At 73.1% G+C, this 24611-nt stretch carries 21 protein-coding genes; 5 read left to right on the top strand and 16 right to left on the bottom strand.

Annotated elements, in window-relative coordinates; translation table 11 throughout:
• Positions 1–10: 10 nt before the first annotated feature.
• On the top strand, positions 11–3202 hold the full coding sequence (locus tag ABT340_RS26030) for an ATP-binding protein (protein WP_352013448.1): 3192 nt from the start codon (positions 11–13) through the stop codon (positions 3200–3202).
• On the opposite strand, the gene ABT340_RS26025 is transcribed toward ABT340_RS26030, so the two are convergent.
• Both ABT340_RS26025 and ABT340_RS26020 read right to left on the bottom strand, forming a co-directional pair.
• On the bottom strand, positions 3190–4476 hold the full coding sequence (locus tag ABT340_RS26025) for a serine hydrolase domain-containing protein (RefSeq protein WP_352013447.1): 1287 nt from the start codon (positions 4474–4476) through the stop codon (positions 3190–3192). The two genes, ABT340_RS26030 and ABT340_RS26025, sit on opposite strands and share 13 nt — an antisense overlap.
• 72 nt (positions 4477–4548) lie before the next feature.
• The gene (locus ABT340_RS26020; RefSeq protein WP_352013446.1) at positions 4549–4935 is read right to left on the bottom strand and encodes an alpha/beta fold hydrolase; all 387 of its coding nucleotides are present in this window, start codon (positions 4933–4935) and stop codon (positions 4549–4551) included.
• Positions 4936–4981: 46 nt separating this feature from the next.
• On the opposite strand from ABT340_RS26020, the gene ABT340_RS26015 reads away from it, so the two are divergent.
• Positions 4982–6211, top strand: coding sequence for an erythromycin esterase family protein (locus ABT340_RS26015; protein WP_352013445.1), 1230 nt, complete (start codon positions 4982–4984; stop codon positions 6209–6211).
• On the opposite strand, the gene ABT340_RS26010 is transcribed toward ABT340_RS26015, so the two are convergent.
• From ABT340_RS26010 to ABT340_RS25990, 5 genes are all read right to left on the bottom strand, one after another.
• Positions 6171–8519, bottom strand: a complete 2349-nt coding sequence (locus ABT340_RS26010; RefSeq protein WP_352013444.1) for a penicillin acylase family protein — start codon at positions 8517–8519, stop codon at positions 6171–6173. The genes ABT340_RS26015 and ABT340_RS26010 overlap by 41 nt on opposite strands.
• Entirely contained in the window at positions 8516–10810 is a 2295-nt protein-coding gene (locus tag ABT340_RS26005) for an FtsX-like permease family protein (protein WP_352013443.1), read from the bottom strand. The genes ABT340_RS26010 and ABT340_RS26005 overlap by 4 nt, the downstream gene beginning before the upstream one ends.
• Entirely contained in the window at positions 10807–11523 is a 717-nt protein-coding gene (locus tag ABT340_RS26000) for an ABC transporter ATP-binding protein (protein WP_352013442.1), read from the bottom strand. The genes ABT340_RS26005 and ABT340_RS26000 overlap by 4 nt, the downstream gene beginning before the upstream one ends.
• On the bottom strand, positions 11520–12047 hold the full coding sequence (locus ABT340_RS25995) for a PadR family transcriptional regulator (RefSeq protein WP_352013441.1): 528 nt from the start codon (positions 12045–12047) through the stop codon (positions 11520–11522). The genes ABT340_RS26000 and ABT340_RS25995 overlap by 4 nt, the downstream gene beginning before the upstream one ends.
• A gap of 65 nt (positions 12048–12112) precedes the next feature.
• On the bottom strand, positions 12113–12898 hold the full coding sequence (locus ABT340_RS25990) for a helix-turn-helix domain-containing protein (protein WP_352013440.1): 786 nt from the start codon (positions 12896–12898) through the stop codon (positions 12113–12115).
• 85 nt (positions 12899–12983) lie between these two features.
• Between ABT340_RS25990 and ABT340_RS25985 the strand changes: the two genes are divergently transcribed.
• A complete protein-coding gene (locus tag ABT340_RS25985) occupies positions 12984–13841 on the top strand; it encodes an SDR family oxidoreductase (RefSeq protein ID WP_352013439.1) in 858 nt (285 codons plus the stop codon).
• 13 nt (positions 13842–13854) lie between these two features.
• On the opposite strand, the gene ABT340_RS25980 is transcribed toward ABT340_RS25985, so the two are convergent.
• From ABT340_RS25980 to ABT340_RS25960, 5 genes are all read right to left on the bottom strand, one after another.
• The gene (locus ABT340_RS25980) at positions 13855–15618 is read right to left on the bottom strand and encodes an ABC transporter permease (protein WP_352013438.1); all 1764 of its coding nucleotides are present in this window, start codon (positions 15616–15618) and stop codon (positions 13855–13857) included.
• A gap of 26 nt (positions 15619–15644) precedes the next feature.
• Positions 15645–16385 (bottom strand): ABC transporter ATP-binding protein, encoded by a 741-nt coding sequence (locus ABT340_RS25975; protein ID WP_352013437.1) that lies wholly within the window; start codon positions 16383–16385, stop codon positions 15645–15647.
• Entirely contained in the window at positions 16382–16915 is a 534-nt protein-coding gene (locus ABT340_RS25970) for a PadR family transcriptional regulator (protein WP_352013436.1), read from the bottom strand. The genes ABT340_RS25975 and ABT340_RS25970 overlap by 4 nt, the downstream gene beginning before the upstream one ends.
• A gap of 33 nt (positions 16916–16948) precedes the next feature.
• Positions 16949–17323: a TetR family transcriptional regulator gene (locus ABT340_RS25965; RefSeq protein WP_352013435.1), complete on the bottom strand. Its 375-nt coding sequence runs from the start codon at positions 17321–17323 to the stop codon at positions 16949–16951.
• 162 nt (positions 17324–17485) lie between these two features.
• A complete protein-coding gene (locus ABT340_RS25960) occupies positions 17486–18469 on the bottom strand; it encodes an aldo/keto reductase family protein (RefSeq protein WP_352013434.1) in 984 nt (327 codons plus the stop codon).
• 82 nt (positions 18470–18551) lie between these two features.
• Between ABT340_RS25960 and ABT340_RS25955 the strand changes: the two genes are divergently transcribed.
• Together ABT340_RS25955 and ABT340_RS25950 are read left to right on the top strand one after the other, a co-directional pair.
• Entirely contained in the window at positions 18552–19148 is a 597-nt protein-coding gene (locus ABT340_RS25955) for a DUF2087 domain-containing protein (RefSeq protein WP_352013433.1), read from the top strand.
• Positions 19145–20377 (top strand): hypothetical protein, encoded by a 1233-nt coding sequence (locus ABT340_RS25950; RefSeq protein WP_352013432.1) that lies wholly within the window; start codon positions 19145–19147, stop codon positions 20375–20377. The genes ABT340_RS25955 and ABT340_RS25950 overlap by 4 nt, the downstream gene beginning before the upstream one ends.
• On the opposite strand, the gene ABT340_RS25945 is transcribed toward ABT340_RS25950, so the two are convergent.
• Genes ABT340_RS25945 through ABT340_RS25930 form a run of 4 tightly spaced genes read right to left on the bottom strand, consistent with a single transcriptional unit; the run spans position 20347 to position 24609 of the window.
• Entirely contained in the window at positions 20347–21513 is a 1167-nt protein-coding gene (locus ABT340_RS25945; protein ID WP_352013431.1) for a hypothetical protein, read from the bottom strand. The genes ABT340_RS25950 and ABT340_RS25945 overlap by 31 nt on opposite strands.
• Positions 21510–22640: a hypothetical protein gene (locus tag ABT340_RS25940; protein WP_352013430.1), complete on the bottom strand. Its 1131-nt coding sequence runs from the start codon at positions 22638–22640 to the stop codon at positions 21510–21512. The genes ABT340_RS25945 and ABT340_RS25940 overlap by 4 nt, the downstream gene beginning before the upstream one ends.
• Entirely contained in the window at positions 22637–23857 is a 1221-nt protein-coding gene (locus ABT340_RS25935; protein ID WP_352013429.1) for an MFS transporter, read from the bottom strand. Before ABT340_RS25935 ends, ABT340_RS25940 begins: the two co-directional genes overlap by 4 nt.
• An 11-nt stretch (positions 23858–23868) precedes the next feature.
• Entirely contained in the window at positions 23869–24609 is a 741-nt protein-coding gene (locus ABT340_RS25930) for a class I SAM-dependent methyltransferase (RefSeq protein WP_352013428.1), read from the bottom strand.
• Positions 24610–24611 lie beyond the last annotated feature (2 nt).

Genomic DNA, 24611 nt, shown 5'->3' with positions numbered 1-24611 from the left:
ACTGCTGGTCATGGCGAGTGAACGGGTGCGCGTCGGTGTCCTCGGCCCACTGGTGCTGGACACCCCCTCCGGTCCCGCACAGGTGGGAGGCGCGCGGCTTCGGGCGTTGCTGGCCCGGCTGGCGCTGGACGCCGGGCGTGCCGTACGGCCCGCGACCCTGGTCGAGGCGCTGTGGGGCGAACCGTGGGGTGCGGAGGCGCCGGAGGACCCCCAGCGTGCGCTGCAGTCGCTGGTCTCCCGGCTGCGCCGTGTCCTGGGCGACCCCGGGCTGCTCACCCTGGGGCCCGCCGGATATCGGCTGGCCGTCGAGCCGGAGGCGGTCGACGCCGTCCGGTTCGAACGGCTGGCCCGCGAGGGGCGCGACTCGTACGCGCGGTCCCGGCCCGCCGAGGCCGCCGCGACCCTGCGCGAGGCCCTGGAACTGTGGCGCGGTCCCGCTCTGGCGGACGTGCGTGAGGCGCCGTTCGCCGACGCCGAGGCGGAGCGGTTCGAACGGGCCAGGCTGTCCGCCCTGGAGGACCGGATCGAGGCCGACCTCGCGCTGGGCGTGGAGCCCGGCCTTGTCGCCGAGCTTGAGTCGCTGACCGCCGCGCACCCGCTGCGGGAACGGCTGCAGGCCCAGCTGATCCGGGCCCTGGCGCTGAGCGGCCGGGGCGCCGAGGCCCTTGCCGCCTACCAGCGGATCCGTGACCTGCTCGCGGACGGTTTCGGCGGTGATCCGGGACCGCACCTTCAGCAGGCCCACCTGGCGGTGCTGCGCGGCACGTCTCCCGGCCCCCGCCGGTCGCACGGAAACCTGGACGTCCCGCTCACCAGCTTCGTCGGCCGCGACGAGGACGTCCGCCGGGTGGTCGGGTTGCTCGGCCGCGTCCGGCTGGTCACCCTGGTCGGCCCCGGCGGAGCGGGGAAGACCCGGCTGGCCAACGCCGTCGGCCGACGGCTCTCGCCGCCCGGCGGGGTGTGGTTCGTCCCGCTGGCCCCGGTCGCCGCGGACGACGTGCCCCGCGTGGTGCTCGACCTGCTGCGGAGCCGCCGGGAGGGTGTGCCGTCCCGGCCCGTCACCCGGGAGGACGTCCCGGACCACCTGGCCGAGACGCTCGCGGACGACGACCTGGTGCTGGTGCTGGACAACTGCGAGCACGTGATCGAGGCCGTCGCGACGCTCGCCGGGACCCTGCTCGCCCGCTGTCCGGGCCTGCGGGTGCTGGCCACCGGCAGGCAACCCCTGCGGATCGACGGTGAGACCCTGCATCCGGTGCTCCCGCTGGAACTCCCCGAACCTGGGGCGAGCCCCGAGCGGGCCCGTGCCTGCGCGGCGGTCCGCCTGTTCCACGACCGGGCCGCCGCGGTCCGGCCGGACTTCGCCCCCGAGGGTGGCGCGCTGACCGCGGTGACCGAGATCTGCCGCCGTCTGGACGGCCTTCCGCTGGCGATCGAACTGGCCGCGGCGCGGTTGCGCGCCCTGCCGGTCGAGGCGGTCGCGGCGCGGCTGGACGACCGCTTCCGGCTGCTCACCGGCGGCAGCCGTACGGCGTTGCCACGGCACAGGACGCTTGGCGCGGCGGTGGCCTGGAGCTGGGACCTGCTCGGCTCCGACGAGCGGACGCTGCTGGAACGGTTGTCGGTCGTGCCCGGCACCTTCGCCGAGGACGCGGCGGAGGCCGTCGGCGGGCTGGGTGAGGTGCGGGAGTCGCTGGCGGCGCTGGTCGACAAGTCCCTGCTGCACCCGGTGGAGTCCGCCGACCCGGTCGAGCCGCGCTACCGCGTGCTGGAGACCATCAGGGAGTACGGCCTGGCGCGTCTGGCGGAGCGGGGCGAGGTGGAGGCCGTACGGGGGCGGCACGTCGCCTTCCTCCTGCGGACGGCCGAGTCCGCCGACCTACATCTGCGCACCTCAGAGCAGCTTCGCTGGCTGGTACGGCTGTCCGCGGAGCGGGACAACCTGTCGGCCGCGATCCGCTGGGCGGCCGAGTCGGGCGACGCCGGTCTGGCGGTCCGGTTCGGTGTCGCGCTGTGCTGGTTCTGGTTCCTTCGGGACCATCCACCGGAGTCACTCGACCTGCTCGACCGGGTGCTCCAGGTTCGTGGTCCGGCGGAGCCGCAGGCCCGCGCGCTGGTGGTCGTCGCGCACGCACTGGCCACCGTCGAGGCCGTCGGCGAGCCGGAGGAGGCGAAGGAGGCCTTCGACCGGATCGGGAAGGCGCTCGAAGAGGCCTCCGGCACCCACCCCGTCCTGAGGATGGCCCGGCTGGTGCTCGCCATAGGCGCGGGCGCACCGGACATCCCCGGCTCCCCCGACGAGGAGACCGATCCGTGGAGCCGGTCGCTGACCCTGCTGGTCCGGGGCGTGCTGGCCATGAACACCGGGCGGGCCGTGGAGGCGAGACATCTGTTGTCGCACGCGCTGACCGGTTTCGAGGAGCTCGGCGAGCGGTGGGGGCTGGCGACCACGATGAGCACCCTGAACTCGGCGGCGCAGCGGGCCGGCGAACCGGCCTCGCCCGTGCTGGCCGAGCGGGCCACCCGGCACTTCCGGGAGCTCGGCATGCCCGAGCACACGATGGAGAGTGAGGTCGCCACCGCGCTGCGTCTCGCCCAGACCGGTGACGCGGACGGCGGGCGACGGCTGCTGACGGACCTGCTCGCCCAGGCGGGCCGGGCCGGGTCCGCGGAGTCACAGGCCCAGGTGTGTCTCGGCCTGGCACGGCTGGAGTGGCAGGCCGGACGGCCGGGGGCCGCCCGCGAACACGCCGAGGCCGGTCTGACCGAGGCTCCGCCCGGCCGGGCGACCCCGCACCTGACCGCGTTGCTGCTGGCCGTGCTCGCCCAGGTGGACGTCGCGGAGGGGGCGCCCGACGAGGCGGCGCGCCGGCTCGACCACCCGGCGGTGCGCCTGACGCTGGCCTGGCACACGCCGGTCGCGGCCTCGATCGCGGTCGCGACCGCCGCGATCGAGCTGTGCCGGAACCGGGCGGAGCGGGCCGGACGGCTGCTCGGGGCCGCCGCCGTACTGCGGGGGCGGGACGATCCCGGTGACGCGGACGCGCGGACGGTCGAGCGGCGGGTCACCGCCGTCCTGGGAGCCGCCGGGTTCACGGCCGCCTACGCCGTGGGCGCGGCGACGTCACGCGCCGAGGCCGAGCGGCTGGTGTCCTCGGTCGTCACCTCCGCCGGGGTCGGCCGTGCGGGTCAGCCGGTGTGAGCCGGGGCGGCTTTGCCGAACATGGCGCAGATCGCCGCGAGCTGGAACGCCTGGGCCGCCTTGGCGAGCTTCGGGTCGCTCCCGTACTCGGCCCAGGACTCCGCCAGGACGATGAGGGTCGCCGTACGGCCACCGGCGCGGTCGGTGACGTTGGTGGTGAGGTAGCCGGGGATGCCGCCGTCGTGGCCCCAGAACGTGCCGCACGGGGTGGCGCTGGTCTGGACGCCGAGCCCGTAGCCGGCACCGTCCGGTTCCCGGGGGTCGACCGGCACGGTGGCGCGCAGCTGCGCGAGCTGGGCGGCGGGCAGCAGCTTGCCGGACATCAGCGCGGTGGAGAAGCGGGCCCAGTCCTGTGCGGTCGAGACCATCGCCCCGGCCGGTCCTCCCCACCCGGGGTCGTTGCCCGAGACGTCCACGTGCCCGTCGTGACGGGTCCCGGCGAAGTTCCTGAGCCCGGCGGGCACCGTCGGCGGCATGTGGGCGGCGTCCGGTTCGTAGCCGCGGGCGTACGGCCCGCGCCAGGTGGAGTCCGTGGCGTAGTAGGTGTGCCTGAGGCCGAGCGGCCGGGCGATCCGGTCCCGGACAAGGTTCGCCAGGCTCGTCCCGGTGACCCGTTCGAGAACGGCGCCGATCGCGGCGTAGTTGGTGTTGCTGTATGACCATTTCGTGCCGGGCGCGAACAGCGGGTCGTGCTTCACGCCCACGGCGAGCAGCTTCTCCGGGGTCCATCGCCGCCGGTCCCTGCCGAGGATCGACGGCCGGAGCGCGGGGTCCTCGGTGTAGTCGAACAGGCCGGCGGTGTGGTTCAGCAGCATGCGCAGCGTGATCGTCCTGCCGTTGGGCACCCTGCCCGGCAGCCACTTCTCCACCGGGTCGGACAGGGCGACCCTGCCCTCGGCGACCAGCTGCAGCACGAGTGTGGCCATCATGGTCTTGGTGTTGGACCCCATCCGGACCTCGTCCCCCGCCTTGAGCAGGTGGTCCCTCCTCGTCCAGGAGGCCTGTTCGGCGATCTCGACCGGTCGGCCGTCGCCGTCGTCGATCCGTGCGATCACGCCGGGCGCTCCGGCGGCGACCAGTTCGCGTGCCAGCCGCCTCAGCTGGGCGCTTCGCGCCTCGTCACCGGTCTGGGAGGCGCTGCTCTGGGTCGCGGCGGCCGGGGACGCCAGGGCCACGGAGTTCGCGACCAGGCTCGCCGCCAGCGCGAGCGCGGCGGCCACGCGCGGGCGGCGGCGCCGTACGGCACGGTCGTGCGGGAGGAGATTACGAGGCATCGGACTGTTCCTTTCGAGGATGGACGTCCCCACCCTCGGCCCCTCCGCGCACAGACCGCACTCAGTGCGCTGTCAGCCGTCTGTCACGCCGCCTTCCTCCAGGCCGTCCGCCTGGCCGTCCCCCGGGTTGTCCGTCAGGAGGAAGGGAGCCGTGACCGACCAGAACTCCTCCGGTTTGAGGCTGTGCACGCGGTGCCCGGCGTCCTCGACGGTCACCAGGCGGCAGTCTCCGATGATCTCGCACACCCTGGCCAGCGTGTCCGGCGAGACGTGGCTGCTCGGCCCGCCGCCGACCAGCAGCGTGGACGCGCTGACGGCCTTCAGCTTTTCCCACCAGAGGGGCTGCGGGGTCCTGAACTCCGTGATGAGGCGACCGGTTGGGTACCGGCCGGGCCACGCCCCGCGCAGGGAAGGGGCCTTGAGCCCGCTTTGAGGGTTTCCCTTCAGGGACCCTGCCATTGTCGTGGAAAGTCTCAACAGAGTGATCAACGATACCGTTTAAGGCATGGTTGCTGATGTCAGGGGCGTCGTGCGTCCCGTGGAGTCCGTCATGGGGCTGTTCCCCTCCCCGCCACGGCTGCTCGCCCTCGGGGAGCCGACCCACGGCGAGGATGTCCTGCTCGATCTGCGCAACGACCTCTTCGAGCGGCTCGTCGAACAGGAGGGTTACCGGACGATCGCGATCGAGAGCGACTGCCTGGCGGGGCTGGTCGTCGACGACTACGTCACCGGGGGAGCGGGCACTCTCGACGAGGTCATGGAACGCGGATTCAGCCACGGCTTCGGCGCGTCCCCGGCCAACCGCGAACTCGTGCGCCGGATGCGCGCCCACAACGAAGACAGGCCCGCCGCCGAACGACTGCGTTTCGCCGGGTTCGACGGCCCGCTGGAGATCAGTGGCGCCGCGAGCCCCCGGCCCGCCCTCACCGCGCTCCACACCTACCTCGCGGCCCGGGTGGACGCCGGCCTGCTCGCCTGCACCGGGGAGACACTCGACCGGTTACTCGGCGCCGACGAACGGTGGACCGACCCCGCCGCGATGATGGACCCGTCCCACTCGGTCGGACGGTCCGAGGAGGCCGTACGGCTGCGGCTGCTCGCCGACGACCTGGTCGCGCTGCTCGACGCGCAGACGCCGGACCTGATCGCGACGTCATCGCGGGAGGAGTGGGAGCGGGCGCGCCTGTACGGGCGCACCGCGACCGGCCTGCTGCTCTACCACTCCTGGATGGCCGACACCTCGCCGGGCCGGATGACGAGGCTGATCGGCCTGCGCGACGCGATGATGGCCGCCAACCTCTTCGCTCTCGCCGAACGGGGGCCGGTACTGGTCCACGCCCACAACCGTCATCTCCAGCGGGAGCGGAGCACGATGCGGCTGGGTGCCCTGAACCTGGAGTGGTGGAGCGCGGGCGCCCTCGTGAGCGCGCGCCTGGGAGAGGAGTACGCCTTCCTCGCGACGGCTCTCGGCACGCTCCGGCACCGGGGGGTGGGCACCCCTCCTCCGGAGACCGTCGAGGGCCTGCTGTACGGGCTCTCCGAAGAGCGGTCCGTCGTCGGCGCCCGTGACCTGGTCTCCGCCCTCGGGGACACACGGCTCACCCCCCGCGTGTCCCCATATTTCGGTTATTTCCCCCTTGATCCGGCCCATCTGGCGGACAACGACGGGATCGTGTTCGTCAGGGACCTGGGACCTACCGCAACGACGTCGTCGTCAGCTCCGGACACGCCCTGATCTCGGCCTCGGTGAACCGTTCCGTCACCCACAGGCCGCGGGAGAACAGCTCGGTCTGGTCGGTGTGGTGCGGCGAGGCCGGGTTGGCCGACAGCGAGTACGTCAGCACGGTACGGGTGCGCGGCCCGGCCGGCGTCAGCTCCACGGCGATCAGGAAGCTGGAGCCGGTGTTCACGTCCGGGTAACGCCCTTGCTCACCCAGCGGGCCGCCGGTGCGAATCCGGTCGAAGCACCCCTCCCCCTCCGTACAGCCCGGCACCGGGACGGCGCCGTAGCGCTGGGCCTGACCCGGCGTGAGCGTCAGCGGGATGTCGTTGGCGGTGAAGAACCGTACGGCGTCGGCCAGCGCGGTCGCCACCAGCGGGTCGGCGACGTCGAGTCCGCGTGGCGTGGTGAGCGGGTGCGCGGGGTCGAACGGCACCTTCCACCAGCTCTTCCGTGGGTCAGCCGCCTCTGACCGTCTGTGCGGGCGGTTCAGGTTCTGCAGGAACTCACGCCACAGGATGGCACCACGGCTGTCGAGGCGGGCCCGTCCGTCCCAGGCCGCCAGCGTGGCGCAGGCCCGGCGGACGTCGACCTTCCCACCGTCGCTCGCGGTCATCACCGGCCTGACCCGGCACAGCGCGCGCAGGTCCGGGCGGAGCAGTTCGGCGCTCAGGTTGCGCTTGCCGACGGCCGTCCGCTGCAGGGTCTCCAGCGTGAAGCCGGGGGCGCCGAGCCCGTCGCCGCCGGAAAGCCGCTGGGCGACCATGTCGAGGCCGACCCGGGTGCGCAGGTCCCGTTCGGTACGGACGTCACCGTAGACGCGCGGATAGCCGGTGAGCGGGGCCTTCGGATTGGTCAGCCAGGGGCTGGCGTTGGCGTTGGTCACGTAGTCGGCGCGGGTCAGCCTGGGCTGGGCGGCGGGGCCGAAGACGCCCGGTTCGATCGCGTCCGCGTCCCGGCCCCACAGACACGCCGATGTGGAGCCGTCCAGGACGAGCGCCTCGGGGTCGTCCCCGGCGCGACAGCGTTCGGCCTGTTCGTCGGTGACGTGCGGCACGACAGAGGCGTCGGCGAAGTACGTCTCGCCCCTGGAGTCGGCGGCGAGCGTGTAGACGAAGGGCATGCCCTGGTAGGTGTCCTGTGCCCGGCGCAGTTCGGTGAGGTCGCGGGCGGCGCCCATGGCCAGCCACTCGTCGGCGAAGCGCAGGTTGGCGGCGTTGACGTCGGCCAGGGCGAGCGCCTCCTTCCCGGTCCAGCCGGTGGCCAGCACCGGGCCGTACCTGGAGGTGTACAGGGTGGTGGTGACGGCGCGGGTCCCGCCCCGGGCGTCCCGGACGGTGACCGACACCTCCTGCCTGCCCATCGGCTCCGGCCGCCCGTCGACCAGGTAGGAGGTGCGCAGGCCCGGAGCCAGTTCGAGCCGGTACAGCGTGAACCGCTGGGCGTGGGAGACGGTGTGCGTCCAGGCCACGGTGGCGTTGTGGCCGATCTGGACCATGGGCGTGCCGTACAGGCTGCCGCCCGACACGTCGAGCACACCCGGGATGGTCAGGTGGACCTGGTAGAAACGGCGGCTGCCGTTCCACGGGAAGTGGGGGTCGCCCAGCAGCATGCCGGCGCCGTCGCGGGTGGCCTCACGCCCGATGGCGTAGGCGTTGCTGCCGGGGGCGGACGGCCCTCTCCTGACCGGCCGGTCCTCTCCCTGCTCCGACGTCCGTCCCGAGGCGGCGATGGCCTCCTTGAACGAGGAGCCGCCGCCCAGCCGGGCGAGGTCGAGCAGGTTCGTCCAGACATCTGTGGCCGTGATGGGCCCGACCCATTCCTTGCCCCGGCAGGTGGGGTCGGGCAGCCGGTCCACACCCGTCTCGCCCAGGTACCGGTTGAACCCGGCGACGTAACCGTCCACGAGGGCGCGCAGCTCGGCTCCGGGGCCGTGCGGCGCGGGCCGGGCGAGTATCCGGCGTAACGTGCCCGACGCCTGGATCCCCTTGTAGTACACGTCGCTGGCCAGGTTGGAGACCGGGTCGATCGGGTCGTCGGACATCGCCTCCGCGCCGAAGTACCGCGAGCGTTCGCCGCGCAGGGTGAGCACCCACGAGGCCATGACGCACAGGTTGTCCTGCGCGAAGGCGTAGCCGTAGCCGTAGCCGAGACCGCCGTGGTCCTTCGCCTGGATATGCGGGATGCCGTACTCGGTACGCCTGATGTCGGCGGAGTAGCGGCCCTCCTCCGCCCGCACCGGCGCGGGCACCGCCACGAGAAGCGCACCGGTCAGCGCGGCCAGGAGCGGTACGGCCAGCCGCCGGACACGTGTGATGATCATCGGGGGTCCTGTTCGAAGTGGGCGTTGTCGGGTGCGGTCACACGCTTGAGCAGTGGCAGACCGGCGAGGATCACCAGCAGGGCGGCCAGCAGACCGCCGCCGACGGTCAGGAAGTAGGCGGGGCCCGGCAGCGCCACCGACACGTTCCTGATCGCCAGCCGGTCGATCAACGGCTTGGCCACACCGAGGCCCGCGGCGGCGGCCACCAGGGCGGCCAGTACCACGGGGGCCGCCGTCTCCAGCAGCACCACCCTGGACAGGGTCCGTGTCGGCGTGCCGCCCAGCCGCAGCAGGGTGAACGGCTGCCTGCGCTCGACCACCCCTCCCGCGACCGAGACCAGCAGACCGCATCCCGCCACCAGCAGGGTCAGCGAGACGACGGCCAGCGCGGCGCGTTCCGCCTGTTCCAGCAGCACCGCGCGGGCCTGGGCGACCTCGGCGAACGTCTGCGGCGTCTCGGTACTGCCGGAGGCGGCGACGTACGGGGTGAGCAGCGTGCGGACTCGTTCACGGACGGCCGGGTCCTCCACGCGGACCAGTACCGCCGCCAGGGGAAGGCCCGCGGAGGCGGCGGAGGTGTCGGGGTTGTCGGTGTCCACGATCGGCAGGTGACGATCGACGGCGAGCATGTTGTCGCCGGTCAGCAGCCGGTTGAAGTCGGCCTTCACCTCGCGGACGCCGGGGGCGCACCGGCCGAGCGCCGGGAAAGCGGTCAGGGCGTCGCAGCCGACCACGTGCCCGAGCAGGAAGTCGGGCCGGCAACCGGGCCCCGGGTCGCACGGCGGCGGCCCGTCCGGTCTGGGCGGCGCGTCGGTCCCGCGGTAGACCGGCAGCACGGTGACGCCGGGCTGGGCGCGTATCCCGGCCAGCAGCCCGGCCGCCGTGTCCGGCGGCAGCGGCAGGCCGTCGGCGGCCTCGCCGTACCCGAAGGAGGCCCGCATGACCTCGTTCAGCGTGCCGCCTCCCGCCGCCTTCTGGCCGGAGACGACCGCGGGGACGACACCGGCGACGGCCGTGCCGATGAAGACGGCCAGCACGATGCCGTTCACCGACCGGAAGGCTCCCTTCGGGTCGGCCGCCAGTCGTCGCGCGGCCAGCAGCGTCGCCGCTCCCGAGGTGACACGGGCGGTCAGTCGCGCGGCCAGCAGCGTCAGCCACGGCCCGGCGACCACGAGGCCGACCATGGTCAGCGCCAGGCCCACGTCGACGAGCACCGTGTCCGGGTCCCCGCCCTTGGCGAACACCGGGCCCGCGAACAGCCCCAGCCCGGCCGGCAGCGGAAGCGTCCGCCACCATCCCGGGGCGGAGGCCCGCACCCGGCGCGCCGTACCGAGCGGGGTGATCCGCACCCGGCGCAGCGACCACAGGGCGGCGCCGACGGCGGCGAGCGGCACACCGACGAGCACGGCGGCGTACTGCGGCCCGGTCGGCGCGACCGTTTCGGGGAAGAAACGGGAACCGGTGACCGTGACGCCCGCCAGGACCGGCCGCACCACCTGGAAGAGAAGGACGCCGGCGATCGCACCCGCCGCCGCGCCGAGCGCCGCGTCCGCCGACGCGATCGCGTTGATCTGCCGCGCGGTGGCGCCCGCCAGCCTGATCGCCGCGAAACGCGCCTCACGACGGGCCGCGGCCAGGCGGGTGGCGGTGCCGATGAGGACGAGCAGCGGGAGGATCAGGCCGACCGCGGCGATGCCGAAGCCGTGCTCGTACAGGGCGGTGGTCTCGTCGTCGGCGGGGGTGGTGGCGACGGTGTCGACGGCCGTGGTTCCGGCCATGGCGGCCAGTTCCGCCGGGGTACGGCCCACGACGACGACCAGGTCGTCGGGGCCGGACAGCGCCGCCGGCCCGATCAGGCCCGCGCGGGCGCCCGGGAAGCGGTCGGCGAGCTGCTCGCGCGGGACGGCGTCGACCAGTTCGGCGAGCGCGGGTGAGAGGTGGTACCGCCCGGCTGCGGGCAGGGCGGTGAGGCCGGGCACGGTCGGCGTGGCCGTTCCCTGATCGAGGACGGCGACGTCGAGCCGTTTGATCGGGCGGCCCGCGTAGACGTCCCGGCGGTGGTTCCACAGTACGGCGCCCGGGGTGGCGCCCAGCGCCCAGCCGCCTGGCGCGGAGCCGGTCGTGCACTCCCAGCACGGGCGGTTCGCGGTGGTCCTGAAGGCGTTGAACAGCGCCACCGTGCCCAGCAGCACCGTCACCCCCGTCGCGACGGCGACGGTGACGAGCGCCAGCCTGACGGCGGCCTGCCCGCCGCCGCGCAGCGACAGCCGCAGGCCGAGCAGGAACGTCATCGGACGGCCTCGCTCGCGTAGGGGTCGGTGACCTTGCCGTCGCGCACCACGACCTCCCGGTCCGCGCAGGCGGCGACCCGGGCGTCGTGGGTGACCACGATCACGGTCACGCCCTCCTCGCGGGCCAGGCCGACGAGCAGTTCCATGACCTGCTCGCCGGAGAGGGAGTCGAGCGCGCCGGTCGGCTCGTCCGCGAAGATCACCTTGGGCCGCGTCACCAGGGCCCTGGCGATCGCCACCCGTTGTGCCTGCCCTCCGGACAGTTCACCGGTGCGCCGCTCCCCCAGGTCGTCCAGTTTCAGCCGCAGCAGCGCCTCCCCCGCCCGCCGGTAGGCCTGTTTGCGCCGGGTTCCGCCGAGCAGCAGCGGCAGCGCGACGTTGTCGGCCACCGTGAGCTCCGGCACGAGCTGGCCGAACTGGAAGACGAAGCCGAACGCCGTACGGCGCAGCTCGGAACGTCTGGCGTCGTTGAGGAGGTCCAGTCTCCGCCCGTCGAACCAGATCTCTCCCGTGTCGGGGGTGAGGATGCCCGCCAGGCAGTGCAGAAGGGTGGATTTTCCAGAACCGCTCGGCCCCATGATCGCCAGGATCTCCCCCGCCGCCACGGACAGGCTCGCCGCGCGCAGCGCCGGTGTCCGGCCGTGGGCACGGTCCACGGAACGGGCTTCGAGCAGTGGGCCTGGAACGGGAACGGCGTCGATGGCGGCGGTCATGCGTTGCGCACCGTTTCCGCCAGTGCGCCGAGCCGGGCCGTGGTCACGTCGATCCAGCGCAGGTCGGCCTCAAGGTGGAACAGGGCGTGGTCGGCCAGCAGGGTGTCCACGAGGGCGTCACCGCGTTTGATCTCCGACAGTTCGCGCATGCGCCGCATGTGCGTGGCGCGCTGGGCGTCGAGGTAGCCCTGCGCGTCCTGGCCGAGCAGCAGGGCCAGCACGACCTTCGTGAACAGGACGGTCTGCAGGAACGGCTCGGCCGCCACCGGTTCGGCGAGCCACACCGCCACCTCCTGGCTGCCGAGCGGGGTGATCGCGTAACGCTTGCGGTCGGGGCCGTCGCCCGGCTCGCTCTGACCGGCCGTGACCTTGCCGTCCCTGGCCAGGCGGCCGAGCGTCGAGTAGACCTGCCCGAAGGGCAACGGCTTGCCCCTGCCGAAGTAGGTGTCGTAGGCGCGTTTCAGGTCGTATCCGTAGCTGGGCTCACGATCCAGCAGGCCCAGGAGGGCCAGGGGGACTGTCATGGAGCCTGACTATATACCGGGGGTATATACGCGGTGCATAAGGAAACGCGGGCGGGGTCGAGAGGTCAGCAGGACTGGAGGGCGGGGAGGCGGCCCTCGAAGAAGGCGGCCGGGGTGACGCCCATCAACGTACGGAACTCGGCCGTCATGTGGGACTGGTCGTAGTAACCGGTGGCCGCGGCCAGGCGGGCCCAGCGGGGACCGTCGGCACAGGCCAGGGAGAGGACCGCACGGAGACGTTCGATGCGTTCGAAGTGTTTGGGTGACAGGCCGACCGCGTCGGCGAACAGGTCGCGCAGGTGCCGTTCGCTGACGGCGAGGTGACGGGCGATGACGGGCAGCGGTTCGTGCCGTCCACCCCTGCGGCCGCGCAGCGCCCGGGCCGCGGCCCGGACCAGCGCGCCCCGCGCCCCGTCCTCCGGGGCCCTGGCGGACAGCGCCGCCTCCAGATGCCCGAGCACGAGGCCGTCGTCACCGGCCGCCTCCGTCAGCGCCTCCTGCAGCCGGTCGGAGGAGGCGCCCCACAGTTCCCCGATGCCGACCACCCGGTCCACGACCTCGTTCACCGGGACGCCGAGCAACGGCCGGGCGGCACCGGGACGCAGCCGCAACCGCAGGCCGTACGGGATGTCCTTGCCCGCGTGGTACGAGGCGCGGGTACGCGGGCCGACCACGAGCAGGTCTCCGCGCCCCGCCGGGGTCGTCCGGAAGACCAGGGAGGTGTCGGTTTCGGGGACGTGCACGAGCGGAAGCCGCCCTCCCCGTACGGAATCGCCCGCCCGCAGCGCGCTCACCGCCCTGACCAGCGACCGCAGGCCGTACGGCACGGCCATCGGGACCTCGATGCTCACCACCTCACGCTAGCCGGGCCGCAGGGCGGGCAGGCGTGCCGAAAACTCCTATAGGGGCTGGTGGGCGGGGCGCCAGGGTTGGCGCATGATTCTTGTCACGGGTGCCACGGGCACGGTCGGCGGTGAGGTGGTCCGGTTGCTGGCGGGCCGGGGAGAACGCGTCCTGGCGATGACGCGGGAACCGGCGAAGGTCGAGGAGTCGCCGGGGGTGGAGGTCGTCCGGGGGGATTTCGACGATCCGGCGTCACTGGCCGGGGCGGCGCGCGGTGCCGACGCGTTGTTCCTGCTCAGCGCCCCCGGCCCGTGGGTCGCCCGGCACGACGAGGCGATGGTCGCGGCGGCGCGGGCCGAGGGGGTGCGGAAGGTGGTGAAGGTCTCGGCCATCGGCACGGGAGAGGAACGCGAAGGTGTCACGGTAGGAGACTGGCATCTGGCCGGGGAGCGGGCGCTGCGCTCGGGTGAGCTGGACTGGACGATCCTGCGGCCGTCGAGCTTCGCCTCCAACGCCCTGGGCTGGGCTCCCCAGATCCTGCGGGGGCAGCCGGTGCCGAACACGATGGGCGACGGCAGGCAGGGGGTCGTCGACCCGCGGGACGTGGCCGAGGTGGCGGTGACGGCGCTGACGTCCGAGGAGCACGTACGGGCCGTCCTCACACTGACCGGGCCGGAACTGCTCAGCGTCCCGGACATGGCGAAGGTACTGGGCGAGACGCTCGGGCGGACCGTCGAGACGGTCGAGGTGCCGCTGGAGGTCTACCGCGAGAGCCTGATCGCCGCCGGAGTGGATCCCGGGTTCGCGGACATCGCGGTCGACGGCTCCCGGACGGTGGCGCGGGGCGGCAACGCCCGGCTCACCGGTGACGTCGAGCGGGTGCTGGGCCGCGCGCCCCGCACGTTCGCCACCTGGGCGGCCGACCACCGGACCGCCTTCGTCTCCGGCTGAACCCGGGGTCCGGTCACGCCGTCTCGGCGCTGAGGGTCGGCGCCACGGGCCTGCGGGCCGCCAGGCGCGCGGGCAGCGCGGTGAGCGCCGCCGTCGCCAGGAGGGTCGCGAGCGCGGCGCCCGCCATCCAGAGGAAGGGGGTCTCCACCGCGTTCCTGGCGGTGAAGAGGGAGAGCATGCCGATGCTCAGGGGAACGCCGACGACGGCACCGGGCAGGCCGGGCAGGAGCTGGGCGGCGGACAACCCCATGGAGATCTGCCCCGGGGTGGCGCCGAGTGTGCGTGCGACGGCCATGTTCGCCCGGGCCTCCAGGGCGGTGGTCCAAGTGAACGTGATGGTGTTCACGACGGCGAGGGTGATCAGCAGGATGGTGACGAGGAGCATCAGCCCGCGGTCGTGCTCACCCCGCAGGTTGGGCAGGACGGAGGAACCGTCCAGGCCGTAGCCCCTCTCCGGCTGGGCGTTGAGGGTCAGCACGGCGACGATCGCGATCACCGTGGTGGCGGTCGAGCACGCCTGCAGCACGGCACGGCCAGGCCTGCGGGCGGTCAGCCGTACCCCGAGCAGCAGCGGGGTGGGCAGCAGCGCCGACAACGCGGTGATCCAGGGGCGGCGGCGGGGCTGGTGCGCGGTGGCGGACAGCGCCGTGACCGTCGCCGTGCGCATGGCCCGCAGTGTGGGGCCCAGCGTGGACAGCACCGCCACCACCACGGCGAGGACCGTCGCCGTGGCGACGGTGCCGCCGGTCAGCCCGGCGGTGCCGATCCTGCTGGCGGTGGGACTGGCGACGGCGGGCACCGTCAGGCGGGCGATCGCCAGCCCCAGCGCGTCGCCGGCCAGCGCCAGCACCAGATACTCGGTGAGCAGGACGGTCGCGATCAGTCCCGGGGTGGCGCCGACGGCCTTGAGCAGCCCCGCCCGGCGTGTCTGCTCGACGGCGCGTCCCGCGGCCAGCGCCGCCACCCCGGTGACGGCCAGGAAGCTGAGCAGCCAGCCGCCGAAAACCAGGATCGGCTGGCTGTTCCTGAGGATCACCGTGTCCTGTTCGGCTTTGAACTGCCAGGAATGGAAGGTGATCATGGCGCTGGAGGCGTGGGCGTCGCGGAAGGCCTCGGTCGCTGCGGGGTCGCGAAGCTTGAGGTCCAGGGCCAGGGTCACCGGGAGGTCGTGGGACGACGCCAGGGCCCGGGCGTCTGAGCGGGTCATCCAGGCCAGGCCGCTGTAGTCGCTGGGGCCGCCGTACGGACCGATCTGCGCGGCCCAGGGGTAGATGGAGGTGGCCGAGGTCACGGCGATCCCGACGACGGGGTACGGCCGGCCCGCGATGGTGACGCGGTCGCCGACGCCGACGCCGAGCGCGGTGGCGAAGCCGCGTTCCAGGACCGTGCCGCCCGGGCGTACCCACCGCCCCGAGGTCACCAGCGGCCGGTCGAGTGCCCCGGGGGTCTCGGCGAAGCCGTGCACCACCACCGGGGACGACGTGGAGCCGCGCACGGTGAGGTCGGCGTAGACGATGCGGTAGGGGCCGTGGTGGGCGACGACTTCCGGAGCCTCCGCCAACGAGGTCAGGGCCGAGGTCACCTCGGGGCCCGTCTCACCGGAGAGCGCCACCACGTCCGGTCCCGCGCTGGCCTCCCGGGTCTGCTCGTACAGCGCGTCGCTCACCTCGCGCAGGGACAGGCCAAGCGCCATCGTGGCGGTGGCCACCGTGACCGCGAGCAGGAGCATCGCGGCCTGAACCCTGTGCCTGCGCAGGTCGGCCAACACCAGACGCACGACGAGTACGGCGGAGCCCACGACGTTCAGTCCCCCAGTCCGATCAGCCCGCCGAGTCCGCGCGGGTGGGAGGCGGCCAGCCGGGTGTCGTCGACGAACATCCCGTCGCGCATCGAGACCAGCCGGTCCGCCGTGGCCGCGACCCGTTCGTCATGGGTGACGATCACGAGGGTCTGTCCCGCGGAACGCAGCTCCTCGAAGATTCTCAGCACGTCGAGGGTCGCCGCGGTGTCGAGGTTGCCGGTCGGCTCGTCGGCCAGGACGACCAACGGCTCGTTGGCCAGCGCGCGGGCGATGGCGACCCGCTGACGCTGCCCGCCCGACAGCTGGGACGGCAGGTGCCGGGCGCGGTCGGCGAGCCCGACCCGTTCCAGCAGCAGGTTCGCGCACCGCCTGGCCTGGCGGCGTGAGCGTCCGGCCAATAGCGCGGGCAGTTCCACGTTCTCGGCCGCGGACAACTCCTCCACCAGGTGGAAGGCCTGGAAGACGAACCCCACCGAACGGCGCCGCATGCGTGCCAGCGCTCGCTCGCTCAGCGTGTCGACGCGTCGCCCGGCCACCCACACCTCCCCGCCGGTGGGCCGTTCCAGGCCTCCCAGCAGGTGCAGAAGCGTGGACTTCCCACAGCCGCTCGGCCCCATCACCGTGAGCGTCTGCCCCTGGGGCACCTCCAGGTCGACCTCGTCCACCGCGCGGACCCGGCTCTGCCCCTGACCGTGGGTCTTCACCAGGCCACGGGCCCGGACCACGACGTCTGACACGTTCATCCACCCTCGACTTCGTCATCGGCCCCGGACCAGGCCCGTTCGCAGGCGTCCAGCCAGCGCAGGTCGGCCCGTAACCGCAGCACTACCCCCTCCAGCAGCAGGCCGGCACCCGATCCCGCCGGTTCGGCCAGTGCCGCCTGTTGCACCTCACGCAGACGGCGCAGCAACTCGCGGCGCTGCGCCGCCACCAGCTCGACCGGGTCGGCCAGCCGGGCCGCCGCAGCGGCGGCGAGCTTGAGGTGGAACTCCGCCAGGTCGGGTTTCGGCCAGCCCACCTCGGTCAGCCAGGCGGCCACCCGCCGCTGCCCGGCCGGTGTCAGCGCGTAGACCTTGCGCTCGGGCCGTTCGGGAAGCCCGTCCGCCCGCTCGCAGACGACGAGTCCCGCCTTCTCCAGCCTGGTCAGGGTCACGTAGATCTGACCGGAGTTCATCGACTCGCCCAGCGGGCCGAGACACTGCCGCAGCCGGGCACGCAGGTGGTACCCGTGTGATGGTTCCTTGGCGAGCATCGCCAGCACCGCGTCCTGCACTCCACCCCCTGACGGTTGGCAAATAGATAGCGGTTACCTATGGAAGATGTCAAAAGCCCCTGCACGGGCGGGGTGTGCGGGCACCGTCAGGGGTTCGCGTAGCGGGCGGCCATGGTGTGGAACGGCGAGCTCGGCGGCGAGTGAGAGCCGTTCCGGCGTGCCGCCGGTGACGCGCACGGCGGCGGTGCGGCGCAGCTCGTCGGTGACGACCCGGGCGAGGTCGTCGAGCGCGTGCAGGACCAGGGACTCCTTGGTCGGGAAGTAGTTGAACAGCGTCGCCTTGACGACCCCGGCCGCCTCGGCGGCCTCGTTGACGGTTACCTCGTCGAACCCCCGCTCGGTGAACAGCCGCATCGCCGCGTCCGCGATGTGGGCCCTGCGCCGGGCTCGTTTCTCCTCTGCGATCACAGCGGACAGGGCACACGGATCGGGTCCATAAATGAACCCGATCCAAAACTATCCGTCGAGCGAGGACTCGGCCCCGTGGGCCTGCCCGCGCCGGGCGCGGATCTCCGCGGCCCCGGAACCACGACCAACCGCCTGGCAGCCTCTTACCGGAGCCCCGTGTCCTCAGGGGCGACGGTCGAGGTGGACGGTGGCGACCGGGGCGAGCACGGCGTCCATCCGGGCGACGAGGCCGGAGTCCAGGGTGACGCCGGACGCCGCCGCGTTCTCGATGAGCTGGTCGGGACGGGATGCGCCGACGATCGCGGCGGCGACGTCGCGGTTGCGCAGCACCCACGCCACCGCCAGCTGCGCCATGGTGAGCCCGGCCTCGCGCGCGAGCGGGCGAAGCAACCGCACCCGCTCCAGGACGTCGTCGCGCAGGTAGCCCTGGATGTTCAGGGCGCCGCCACCGGTGTGGTCGGACGCCCGGCTTCCGTGGGGAGCCACGCCACCGGGTGCGTACTTGCCGGTCAGCACGCCCTGGGCGATCGGCGACCAGACCACCTGCCCCATACCGAGCTCGCGGCAGACCGGCAGGACCTCGGCCTCGATGACCCGCCACAGCGCCGAGTACTCGGGCTGGTTGGCCACCAGCGGCACACCGAGTTCGCGGGCGTGGACATGCGCGGCCCGGATCTGATCGGCCGTCCATTCGGATACGCCTATATATAGGGCTTTGCCGGACCGAACCACATCGGCGAACGCCTTCATGGTCTCCCGCAATGGAGTGTGGTGGTCGAAACGGTGCGCCTGGTAGAGGTCGATGTGATCCGTTCGCAGACGGCGCAGCGACCGTTCGACCGACGTGATGATGTGTTTACGGCTCAGGCCGCTGTCGTTGGCGCCGCGCCCGGTCGGGAAGTAGACCTTGGTGAATATTTCGAGTCCTTCACGACGTTCACCGGCCAAGGCCCGTCCAAGCACCGTTTCCGCACGTCCGCCGGCATACGCGTCGGCGGTGTCGAAGGTGGTGACGCCGACGTCCAGCGCGGCGCGCACGCAGGCGATCGCCGTTTCCTCATCGACCTGTGAGCCATGGGTGAGGAAGTTGCCGTAGGCGATTTCACTGACCACGAGGCCGCTGCGCCCAAGCCGCCGGAATTTCACGCCGACGACCGCCCGCTGAGGTTAACCATTTATGAATCATCTTTCGTTGAAAGATATTCGGCAACTGGTAAACTGTCGACCCATGTCTGCCGCAGCGAAATCGGGGTCCCGCGCCACTTCCGCCATCCTCAGTGACGCCTCTGAAATTCTGCTGGCGTTGTCCAACGACCGGCGGTTGGCCATCGTCAACACGGTCGTGACGATGAACAAGGAGTCCGGTGCGGTGCGGCTGGCGGAGCTGGCCCGCGCTCTGGAGCTGGACGTCAGGAGCCTGTCCCGCGACGTGATGCGACTGGTCGAGGCCGGCGTGCTGCGTCGCGAGGGTGACGCGCTGATCGCCGACATCGCCTCGCTGGGGCGGGTCGGCGACTCGGTGGTGGAGATGACCGCGCTGTGCCAGGCGATCCCACCGGAGTCGCCGCTGCGCCGCTACCTCGCCCACGGCCGCATCGTCGACCTGCCGAAGCGCTCCGAAGACCTCGACGTGATCGCCAGGGTCCTCGCCGGTCTCCTGCCCGAGGACCAGACCCTGACCGAGGGCGAGGTCAACGCGATCCTCTCCCACGCGGGCGACGACGTCGCGCGGCTGCGGCGGCTGCTGGCGGATCTCGGCCTCGTCGAGCGGTCCGGATCGGCGGAGTACCGGCGCCCCGCCGCGGCGCCGGCCAGGGCGTTGTGACCGGGCGCACCGCCTCCGTCCCGGTCTTCGACTTCGATCGGCTACCGCCGGACTGGGGGCACGACCCGTGCGTCCTGCGTGGCCTCGACGGCATCGACGCGGTCGACACCTACGGCATCCTGCGCAGCATCGGCACCGCCGTGCGCGCCGGGACCCACCGCCGGCCCGACGACGTCAAGGTCTTCACCGTGCCGCGGGTGGCGGCGGAGCTCGGCGACTGCCTCCCCGGTCCCGGCGAGTCCGAGTTCGGCCCCTACGCGCGACGGGTGTCACAGTCGTTGAACGTCGGCTGGAGCGTGGTGGCCAACTCGGCACAGTCGCACTCCGCCGGCCTGTACCGGTTCGCCCGTGACGTGTTCGTCCGGCTGCGCGGCACCGAGCGCGGACTTCCCGCGGGCGTCTCGGACTGTTTCATCGTCGCCGGCTCGTACGCGTCGGGGCCGACCCGCATCCACAAGGACACCGCCGACGTCTTCCTGTACGTGGCCGAAGGCGTCAAGACGATGTTGCTGTGGCCGTTCGAGACGCTCGTCGGCCACGCGCCGGACGGTTGCGACCCGGAGCACGAGTACGTCGCGCTCGGCATCGGGCCCGAGGCCGTCGGCACGCCGCCGCTGCGGCTGACCGGCGTACCGGGCGACGTGCTCTACTGGCCGGCGTCCTACTGGCACTGCGGCGAGTCCGACGGACGGCCGTCGCTGAGCCTGCATCTCGCGACGCACAACTTCCGCGACATGGGGCCGGTGTGGGCCGGCGCCTTCGCCCGCGCCGGGCTCGGCGCGCCGACACCGCGATGGAGCACCGCGGAACACGAACTGGCCGCGGAAGCGCTGACGTTCGGGCACACCGCCGCCGCGGCCGCCACCTCCGCCGTGCACCAGTGGGGCCTGACGCGGCACAGCACGGCCAACTTCGAGATCCTCCCCGACCTCCCTCAGCGCACACCGCCCGACTGGCGGCGCGCGACGGGCGTGCGCGCGGCGCAGCGTACACCCCTCTCCTGGGCGACCGACGCCGCGGACCAGAGAACGGTGATCGTGGCGGTCAACGGCCGCTCGTTCCGCATCCCGCCGCGACAGCCGTTGGTTTCCCTGCTCACCGCGCTGGGCGACCTGGCCGTGGGCGCGGTCCTGAGCCTCGACGCGTGGCGGGGGAAGGACGGGCTGCCGGCCGACGTGGTCGCGGTGCTCGACGTCGCCTACGCCGCCGGGGCGGTGGACGCCTGCTGAACGTCCGGCCGCACCGGCACGACCAGGGTGGTGGCGAGCGGCTCGGCGTACACGCCGGGCACCGCCGCGTCCACCTCGGTGAAGGTCACATCCCGCAGCGCCGCCGACAGGGCCGTCCACAGATCCACCGGCAGGCCGGAACGTTGCGCCTCTCCGTGCGCGAGCAGCAGGGAGTTCGTCGACGCGAGACGGCGCAGCACCTGGGTCCGTACGATGCGCCTGGCGTCCTCGACCGGGCGTGCCGAGGGACGCGCCGCGTCCGCGTGCGCCGCGTGAATCAGTGACACCACGCGGTCGGCCGTCGCCGCGTCCGGTGCGGCGAGCATGACGAACTCGCCGCGGGCGAGGTCCGTCACGCAGTCCCACAGGTAGCTCACCGCCGCACGGGACCGTATGACGTCGTCGAGCTCCGAGTGGTACGGCCCGAACGCCGCCTGGTTGGCGATGAGGGTCGCGGCGAGCTCCCGTACCGTGCGGACCGGCGGAATCGCACGCCGGACCTGCAGATAGGCCAGATCCGCGCGTGGTGAACCGACCTCAAGCCACGCCGGTGGCCTGCGGGGCCGGTGCAGGCCGAGCGCCGGGTCCTCGCCCGACGCCAGGGTGCCCGGCCCGAGCGCCGCGGTGACGGCCACGCCGACCGGCACAGCCTCCGCGGGCTCCTCAAGCAGCCTCCGGGCGGCGCGCACGACGTCGGCGACGAGCCGCCCGGCGTGGATCCGGTCGGGGATTCCCGGCCGGGCGAAGAGCGTGGCCAGGGTGGCGAGGCGGTGCGACGTTTCGACGGACGCTGCGGCGGCCCGCTCCAGCGCACGCCCGGCCCGCTCGTCGAACACCGGGGCCGCCCGCACGACGTCGTGCAGGCGCGCCGCCTGTTCCCAGACACATGCCGGGTCGAGCTCCGGCATCGTCACGTCCACGCCGATGACACGGCCGTGGTCGACGAGCGGGGCGGCCTCACCGAGGCGGGCGCCGAAGGCCCAGACCCGTGGGAGGGTCAGCGCGTCGTGGACGATCTGGACCACGGGCTCGTCCGGTGGGGGGCCGTCTGCGCGCAGGTGCAGGCGTGGCTGCGGGTCACCGGTGTGCACGTACCGCACGCTGCGGTCGCCGTCGCGGCGCTCCCAGGCCGTCACCGCCGCGACCCGGCGCGCGCGCGGAAGTCCGCGTGCGGGCTTTCGGCGAGCAGCTCGGCGAAGTCCCGCATCGTGTCCGTGGACGCCTCGCGGACCGCGTGCCGTACCGCGTCGTGACCGGTCGCCGGGCCGATCAGGTCGATCGCGTCGATGGCGGCCTGGTCGGCGGCCTCGATCCGGGTCGCGTCGGTGGTGGCGCGCACCGCGTCGAACTGTGCCAGGTCGCCGCGCAGCAACGGAAGCAGGTGATCGTGGACGAGATCCGGAGCGGGTCCGTCCGCCAGACCGGCGGCGACCGCGAACAGGTGGCCGCCGCGCACCGCCGCCGCGCCGAACGGGGAGACGACCCGTCCCGACACCCACCGCAGCCCGGCCGGTGGCGGGCATCGCTCGATCAGGCCGATGGCGAGCCAGGCCGCCGCCGCGACGTCCACGGTGGGCGGAAGAAGCCAGGCGGTGGCGCTCGCCTCGACGTCGTCGGTGGCGACGGTCCAGCCACCGGCCAGTGCCGGCGCCGGCGCCGGCGCCGTTCCGTCCTGGTCAGGCGGTACGGCGAAGGCGGCCAGCAGGTCCTCGGGCGACGGCAGGGGCGACGCCTGCGGTCCCGCGACGCACACGGCGAGGCGGCGCCCGGTCAGGAAGGAGGTGATGTCGTCGAACCGCAGGCCGTCGGTGTCGACGGCGACAGGATCGAAGCCGGGGTCGCCGCGCAACGCCCGGGCGATGTCGCGGCGCGGAAACCCGAAAACCCGCCGTTCCCGTCCGGTGCGCCGCTCCAGCGCGATGAGCCTCAGCGAGGCCGCGACGCGCGGCGCCATCGCGTCGGGCAGCGCGGCGCGGCAGCGCAACAGCCGTTGCGCCAGGGCGGGGACGACCACCGGAACCTCCTCCGGAGGGCACACGTGGTGCAGCACGACGGCGTGCTCACGGGTCTCCCCCCACTCGACGGTCGGCGCGTCGAGCTCATGCGCGAACCACACGTGTTCGAAGAGGTGGGCGAGGCCCGCACCGGACACCGGGTCGTCGAGGTAACCGCGGGCCACCACCACGCAGATCGCGCTGTACGGGCTGTCGGGGACCACGCGCACCGCGGCGCCGACGTCACCGCGGCGCGAGGAGGAGATCAATTGAGATCTCCCGGGAGCGCGGCGGCGCCGTCCTGCGGCACGGTCGCGCGCCGGGCGGCCATGAGCACGAGGCCGACGGCGGCCGCCGCGACCGTGACCGCGCCGGAGACGATGAACGTGGCGCGGGGGTTGCCCGCGGCGAAGACGCCACCGAGCACGAAACCGACCAGGAAGAACGAGTTGACGATCGAACCCGCCGCGGCGTGCGCGCGGCCCAGCAGCTCGTTCGGGGTGCGGATCTGCACCGCCGTACGCATGCCCATGTTCTGGTAGGCGTTGGCCGCGCCCGCCGCGAGCGCCGCGACGACCGCGAGCACGACGGCGTTGACGAGTCCGTACGCGAGGATCGCCACGCCCATGGCGGCGGCGCCGACCAGCACGACACGTTCGGGAGTCCGGAACTCGCGACGGGACCCGAGGGCCGCGCCGACCAGGGCGCCGACGCCCCACGCCGCGGTCAGCACACCCAGGGCCGTGGCGCCCGAGTGCAGGGGGCCCTTGACGAGGAACACCAGCGCCACGTTGACCATCGAGCTGGCCGAAACGGTGATGACCACGATGGGCAGGATGGTGCGCAGGTCGCTCTGGCGGGCCAGGAACCTGATGCCGTCGGTCGCGCCCGTCCACCACACCCGGCCGTCGTCGTCGACCGGGCGGCGCACCTTGATGAGCACGATCGCGGCCGCGGCGAGGGCGAAGGACACGGCGTCGACCAGCAGCGCCGGACGGAGCCCGATGCTCGCCACCAGCACACCACCGACGACCGGCCCGGCGAGCGTGGACGCCGAGCGGCTGACCTCCAGCAGCCCGTTCGCCCGAGTCGGGAAGGCCTCGCCGGCCAGCAGCGGGATCAGCACGATCGCCGCCGGGGTGGAAACGGCCGCGCACAGGCCGACCAGCGTCGAGCCGCCGAGCAGGACGGCCGTGTTCGGCCAGGCGCTCATGGCCAGCACGACGACGGCCTGAATCCCGGACACCAGGGCGAGCATCCGCCCGGCGTCACGCCGGTCGAGCAGCTGGCCGGCCAGCGGCGCGAGCAGTACGGCGGGCACCAGTTGCAGCACCAGCAGCGCGGCGACGAGGAAGGACCGCCCGGTCTCGGCGAGGTGGAACATGACCGCGATGGCGGCGATCTCGTCGCCGACGGCCGAGACGAACACCGCGACGAGGAAGACAGCGGCGGCGCCTCGGCGGACCTGAGTGACATCGGTGGACATGGTGGTGTGGTTCATCCCTTGCGGCCGGTGAGAATGTAGTCGGCGTCGGTGCCGTGGGCGTGCAGCGTGTCGAGCCCCGCGTCCGCGAACATCTCGGCGAGCGCGGCGATCGGGCGCAACCGCCGCAGCTGTGTCCCGTGTTGTGTCCGCCGTACGGTTCCGTCGGGGGCGACGACCCGGATGACCCGTTCGATCCGCAGGCACCGGCCGTCGGCGTCGGGCGTCCGTCGCTCCTCGACCTGCGCGAGTGTGGCCTCGGCGACCGGCACGTCGGGGCGCCGGATCCAGCCGGTGCCGTCGCGCAGCGCGTCCTCACCGGCCGAACCGGCGAGCGCGAGGACGCCGCCGGGCTTGAGCGCGGCGGCGTAGCTGCGCACCGCGGTCATGGCGAGGGCGTCGTCCACGATGAAGCTGAACGCGTTGAGCGGGCAGAAGATCACCGCGTACCCGCGCAGCGACGCGTCGAGCGGCGCGAAGCTGCCGCGATGCACCACCGGGCGCAGCCCGAGGCGGCCCGCCTCGGTGACGCACACGTCGGTCATCTCGTCGGAGATCTCCAGCCCCTCGACGTCGTGCCCGGCGGCGAGCAGGCGCAGCATCAGGCGTCCGGTGCCGCTGCCCAGCTCCAGGGCCGGGCCGTCGGCGCCGGCGACCAGTTGGGTGAACACGTCGTCCTCGACAAAGCGTTGGTCGGCGATGGCGTTGGCGTACACGGTCCCGAGGAGGCCATCGTAGAAGCTCGTCGTCGTCATGG

It is taken from the genome of Streptosporangium sp. NPDC000239, from assembly GCF_040300765.1.
Taxonomy (GTDB): Bacteria; Actinomycetota; Actinomycetes; order Streptosporangiales; family Streptosporangiaceae; genus Streptosporangium.
Note: the sequence above shows the minus strand (reverse complement) of the source record. Positions and strands in the feature narration are given on the sequence as shown.

Bases quoted from the DNA above. Each gene is read 5' to 3' on its own strand.
- ABT340_RS26030 (WP_352013448.1), top strand. From the start codon at position 11: ATGGCGAGTGAACGGGTGCGCGTCGGTGTCCTCGGCCCACTGGTGCTG.
- ABT340_RS26025 (WP_352013447.1), bottom strand. From the start codon at position 4,476: ATGCCTCGTAATCTCCTCCCGCACGACCGTGCCGTACGGCGCCGCCGC.
- ABT340_RS26020 (WP_352013446.1), bottom strand. From the start codon at position 4,935: ATGGCAGGGTCCCTGAAGGGAAACCCTCAAAGCGGGCTCAAGGCCCCT.
- ABT340_RS26015 (WP_352013445.1), top strand. From the start codon at position 4,982: ATGGTTGCTGATGTCAGGGGCGTCGTGCGTCCCGTGGAGTCCGTCATG.
- ABT340_RS26010 (WP_352013444.1), bottom strand. From the start codon at position 8,519: ATGATCATCACACGTGTCCGGCGGCTGGCCGTACCGCTCCTGGCCGCG.
- ABT340_RS26005 (WP_352013443.1), bottom strand. From the start codon at position 10,810: ATGACGTTCCTGCTCGGCCTGCGGCTGTCGCTGCGCGGCGGCGGGCAG.
- ABT340_RS26000 (WP_352013442.1), bottom strand. From the start codon at position 11,523: ATGACCGCCGCCATCGACGCCGTTCCCGTTCCAGGCCCACTGCTCGAA.
- ABT340_RS25995 (WP_352013441.1), bottom strand. From the start codon at position 12,047: ATGACAGTCCCCCTGGCCCTCCTGGGCCTGCTGGATCGTGAGCCCAGC.
- ABT340_RS25985 (WP_352013439.1), top strand. From the start codon at position 12,984: ATGATTCTTGTCACGGGTGCCACGGGCACGGTCGGCGGTGAGGTGGTC.
- ABT340_RS25975 (WP_352013437.1), bottom strand. From the start codon at position 16,385: ATGAACGTGTCAGACGTCGTGGTCCGGGCCCGTGGCCTGGTGAAGACC.
- ABT340_RS25955 (WP_352013433.1), top strand. From the start codon at position 18,552: ATGTCTGCCGCAGCGAAATCGGGGTCCCGCGCCACTTCCGCCATCCTC.
- ABT340_RS25935 (WP_352013429.1), bottom strand. From the start codon at position 23,857: ATGTCCACCGATGTCACTCAGGTCCGCCGAGGCGCCGCCGCTGTCTTC.
- ABT340_RS25930 (WP_352013428.1), bottom strand. From the start codon at position 24,609: ATGACGACGACGAGCTTCTACGATGGCCTCCTCGGGACCGTGTACGCC.